Origin of the sequence: Coprococcus sp. RTP21204st1_G4_RTP21204_210225 (assembly GCF_040915385.1) — a bacterium.
GTDB classification, from domain to species: Bacteria; Bacillota; Clostridia; order Lachnospirales; family Lachnospiraceae; genus Allocoprococcus; species Allocoprococcus comes.
Window position 1 is genome coordinate 1 of record NZ_JBCPDP010000042.1, and the last position, 4521, is coordinate 4521.

Genomic DNA, 4521 nt, shown 5'->3' on the forward strand with positions numbered 1-4521 from the left:
CACAGGGAGCCATCTGCCTTTTCCGCGCGTGTCGGGGCATCCTTCGTCTCCGACTGGCTATCGAGTTCGGTGCGAGCGGCCTTCGCGTCGCGGGCTTCGGATGCGAGAGATGCGGCAGTCGCTTCCGGCTCGGCGGATGCAGACTTCTCGGCTGCACGCATGGCTTCGGCGGGGGAAGCCCCGTCCATCAGCGCGAGGTCTACCGAACGCAGCTGCGCAAGGTCAAGCTCCGTCACGGGGAGGTCTTTGCCGCCGTGGAACAGCACGGAAACAGCCGCCTTAAGTGTCTGCTCGTCCATATTGCGAAAATCGAGGGGGTTCTTGCCGACAGAAGCGATATCCAGAAGACCGCGCATCTTACCGGACGAAAGGGTCTTGTCGGCTATCGTCTCAAGCGTCTCGGGCGAGACGTGCGGGTTACGGGCGGCTTCCATGAGGATATCCGCCTGCCTGTGAGAGAAATCGTGCTTGGCAATCTGCGTAGCGATGGGAAGCGGCACATGGCTCTCCATCGCTTCCGCGTAACGGGGGTAGTCTACGTTTTCGGGCACCGTCGCAACGCCCTCCGGCACCGCTTCATAGGAGACGATATTTCCGTCGATGCAATAGCCGAGGTCGATGGGAAGATAGCTGTCAGCTTCCTTGGTCTCGGGGGAAAGTTCGCTCTCCTTAACGAGTCCCATGATGCGGTACACGTCCTCGGGGGTCGCACCGGAATCGAGAAGTTCGTGGAGGGTGTTCTCGATAGCACCGGAAACATCCTCCATCTCCGGGTCGAACTTGCGCTCACCGAGCGCGAAGCAGGGACGGGCGAAGTTGGTGTTCAGGGTATTGACGGTATAGACCCTGAGCGCATACTCCCCCGGAGCGTACCAGTAGTCCTCATCGTTGTGGTAGGTGAGCAGGAGGGAGAGGTCAACGGGAATCTGCTCCTGCCCAATCCAGAAGTCGTTATCTGGCATGGCAATCATCCTTTCTGTGTTTCTTGTTGTACGGTTTGCTGGCTTTCTGTGGTTCTATCTAACGGGAGAGGTCGGGCTTTGCGACCAGATGCTCGCGGGAAGGTGCGGCAGATGCGCCTGCAAGCTGTTTGGAAGCTGCCATCATGTCCTTGGCTTCCCCGGAGAGGGAGATACCGCCACCGCCCTTTCCTCCGATGCCCGCACCCTTTGTCACGACGGCCTGAACGACCTCTTTTGCGGCTTGCCCTGCGGTATTCACAAGGCCGCTTCCCGTGCTGTCACCGAAATCTTCTGCCATGTTCATTTCTCCTTTCTTGCCAAAAGCGCCTAAAGGGCGTTCCCGTTAGCGAGGACGGTCGCGGCTTCTTTGCACTCGGCAGCTTTTTCTTCAATCCCCATCTGGTTTCTGCTCAGCCCATTACGGGATGCAGTGGCATCCTTCGCTTCCCCCGTGAGGGAGTAGCCGTCCTCGTCCTTTTCGTCACCGGGAAGGGAGCCGCTAAACTCCATGCAGCTTTTCTTGAGAAAGTCGTTCACCTTCGCAAGGTCATCGCCTTCAACCGTCCAAGCGGGGATGCCGCCATCAAGGGAGAACTGGTTCCCGTTCTTGAGCATCGTGTCGAGGGAGACGGCAATAGAATCGTCCTCAAGCAGGTCGGTCATGTAGTAACGAGAGACGAACTGCCCGCCCGGGAAGCGTGCGGCATCCTGCGAGGTATCATAGAACTCCACAAGGGGGTAAGACGCGCGATGGGCGGCGGCAGGTTTTCGGTAAGCGTCTACGCGCCGAGGATTTCCTTCGCCCAAGAGCCGGACTTTACAAGCCCCATCATGGTCGTGATGAGAACGGCGATAGTCTTGATGATGACACCGAACGAGTCGAATGTTTCTACGCCCTGTGCGAGACCAAGCATCTCAGCCTTTCCCAATCCGCCGGAAACCGCGAGGGCGGTCACAAGATGCGGGTAGAGGTAGAGGATAAGAACCATGACCACGCCTGCGAGGGCTGCTGCCGCAAAGTTCTTGAGGTAACCGATTCCGATTTGCTTCGTCTCCTCGAAGCCGAGAAGGGAAATGGGAATCGGAGAGAAGGCGGCATAGACATAGAGCTGAACGGAACGGCCGAGGGCAACGACCATTGAGACCGCATAAAAAACGAGTCCGACCGCCCATGAAATGAGTCCGAAAATCAAAAGGAGGAAGCATCCGCCGAACGTGGCATCGGCCGCATCGTCCTTGGTCATCTCGATTCCGGGTTCATACCAGTTTTTCGATTGCAGCTTGTCCGACACGTTACCAACGAGGTCGTTGAAGATGCTGTAGATGGCGGAAACGAGGTCGAGGGCGTTGTCGATGAAGTAGCTGAGGATGCAGTAGGTCACCACGAGGAATACGATATCCTTCACGGCGGGAAGGGTGCTCGTCGCGTCGATGCGCTGGCTAATCTTGATGAGTTGCATCAGCATGAAGAGACCTAGGATGGCATGGGCAACGGGGATGACCCCGGCCTGATAGAAGTCTTTTACCACGCCATACGGCTCGGTTGTTCCGAAAAGCTCGTTGAACGGCCCGGAAATGAACTTCGCATCAAGCGTCTGGTTGATGACACCGAAATAGGTATTGAAGAGCGTGGCAGCGATTTGCAGAAGCCACGTTTTAATCATGTTGGGGATATCAAGGAAGTCCCCGATGATACCCGCATAGGCCGGATGGGGAATGAGGAGCACGAGTGCGCAGGCAGCGAAGAGCGCGAATGTGCCCATAAGACAAGCCTTTCTCCTGCGCAGGGGAACCGTCTTCGTCTCCTCATGCTGTGTGGATTGTAAAGTCAGTTGTTCATTCATAGAGATTCCTTTCTGCCTGCATGGCGATGCTGCCCTAGCCCTCGAAGGAGAACTCGCCCGTGGACTGCTCGTAAACGCAGGTGATGGAAACAGAGTTTGTGTCGTTGAGCTTGAAGTCCGTGGTGATGACCCCGTTCTCATAGTCGAGGTTCACGACTTTCTGCCATGTAGCTTCGGTGACAGAAGGGTAATGGACGGCGCACCACTTGGAGAGGGCGGTGGTGACGGCCTTCTCATCCCCGCCGAAGAGTTTCGTGACCTCGCTGTTCATGCCCTTCACGGTAATGTTTGCCACCGCTTCGGCACGCTCGTATGCGGTGTTTTTCTGAGCGAACATCGTAGAGCTTGTAAGGGTGGAGATGGTGTTCTCACCGGGGGTCTTAGAATCGGAGTTCACCGCAGCACCGCTGCCGTCCGTGTAGGTCACGATATGGGTGCCGGTATCGGTCTCGAAGACGATGGTATAGAGATAACCGCCGTACCCATCGGAGGTCTTTTCCACGCGGGAGATGGCGTAACTATGGACGGTCGGGGTTCCGTTCACCGTTTCCACGTAGGAGTCATCGGCAAACTTGAGGGTGTAGCGCCCCTCGCTTACCGACCAGACGGAAGAGGAGAGGGTGTCGATGAGTTCCTTGGCATCGGAATCGTATCCCTTGATGATTTCCTTCTGGGCATCGGTAAGCTCCACTTTCCCGGTTTCCTCCTTCGTCTTCTTCTCAGCGGCTGTGGTAGTGTCCGTGTTATTTCCTGCGTTCTGCTCCTTTGCGGTTTCTGCGCGGTGATGCGACACGTTGATGGCGCTCATGGCAGAGCCGCAGGTGAACATCAGAAGCAGGCACAGGGCGATGACGGAAAACTTCTTGTGTTCCGCCATCCATGCTTTCAGTTTCTTCATAGCAGGTATCCTTTCTGGTTTCCTAGCGCCAGTCCCATGGATAGCCGCAGACAACCCATCCTCTTCCGTTTTGGGAAACCCAATCGGACAGGGAGATGGTGCGCAGACCGGAGTAAATGCTATCCATGACCTTGCCGTCACCGATATAGATGCCGACGTGCCCGTAAGCGTTACCGGCGGCGGTGTTGGAGCCGTATTGGGCGGAGATGAGCATTCCTACCTTTATCTGGGAGAGGTCGGTGGTGGCGCGTTTCTGGCTGTAATTGGCACCGTATCCCTGATTGCCGAGCTGCGTATTGCCGTTGCCGCCGACGGGATGACCGGCTCTTGCATAGACCCTTGTTGTCCATGTGGCGCAAAGGTTGGCTCCCGGCCACGGAGTCTGCGAGCAGGCATTCACGATATCCTTCTGCCACTGGTCGGCGCTCTGGTAGTCCTGCCCGCCACCGGGAATGAGGGTGGTGCCGGAGTACCGATTCTTGAACTCCTCTGCGGTCATGGAATCGAGCTGCGCAACGAGCGGATAGGCTTGGCAGATGGAACGGTACTGGGCGATATAGCTGTCCTGCGACGCGGTGTAGTACCCGCCTTCGCCGAGGGCACGCAGGAAGAGTTCGGAGTTGTTGGTGTCGATGGCCTTCTGGTAATTGGCAACGCGGGTGTAGTTGGACTGCTTGTAAAGATGCTCACACCGGTATTTCATGTACGAATCATCGTCTTTGAAGACGGCGAAATCCGCGTAGGTCTTGTAGGCAGAGCCGGAAGCACTGTATTCGGTGGTGAGCATTTTAACGGAACCCGTGATGAGTCCGCCGTA

Annotated in this window: 5 protein-coding genes and 1 pseudogene; all 6 read right to left on the minus strand. The window is 56.8% G+C overall.

All coding sequences use genetic code 11. The features are described from left to right. A partial coding sequence (locus AB5213_RS16820; protein ID WP_368277001.1) for a hypothetical protein occupies nucleotides 1-962 on the minus strand: 962 nt, incomplete at its 3' end. A gap of 58 nt (nucleotides 963-1020) precedes the next feature. Continuing rightward, nucleotides 1021-1176 carry a hypothetical protein gene (locus AB5213_RS16825; RefSeq protein WP_156333801.1) on the minus strand — a complete coding sequence of 52 codons (156 nt, stop codon included), beginning with the start codon at nucleotides 1174-1176 and terminating at the stop codon, nucleotides 1021-1023. Between the two features lie 113 nt (nucleotides 1177-1289). After that, entirely contained in the window at nucleotides 1290-1694 is a 405-nt protein-coding gene (locus AB5213_RS16830; RefSeq protein WP_368277002.1) for a hypothetical protein, read from the minus strand. A gap of 47 nt (nucleotides 1695-1741) precedes the next feature. Next, nucleotides 1742-2806 carry a type IV secretion system protein gene (locus tag AB5213_RS16835; RefSeq protein ID WP_368277003.1) on the minus strand — a complete coding sequence of 355 codons (1065 nt, stop codon included), beginning with the start codon at nucleotides 2804-2806 and terminating at the stop codon, nucleotides 1742-1744. 34 nt (nucleotides 2807-2840) lie between these two features. Further along, nucleotides 2841-3704 (minus strand): hypothetical protein, encoded by an 864-nt coding sequence (locus AB5213_RS16840; protein ID WP_368277004.1) that lies wholly within the window; start codon nucleotides 3702-3704, stop codon nucleotides 2841-2843. Between the two features lie 22 nt (nucleotides 3705-3726). Further along, nucleotides 3727-4521 (minus strand): annotated as a pseudogene (locus AB5213_RS16845) (hypothetical protein); the annotation flags it as partial.

What these genes read in the sequence shown, in the direction of transcription:
- AB5213_RS16835 (WP_368277003.1), bottom strand. Translation starts at nt 2,806, where the DNA reads ATGAATGAACAACTGACTTTACAATCCACACAGCATGAGGAGACGAAG.
- AB5213_RS16840 (WP_368277004.1), bottom strand. Translation starts at nt 3,704, where the DNA reads ATGAAGAAACTGAAAGCATGGATGGCGGAACACAAGAAGTTTTCCGTC.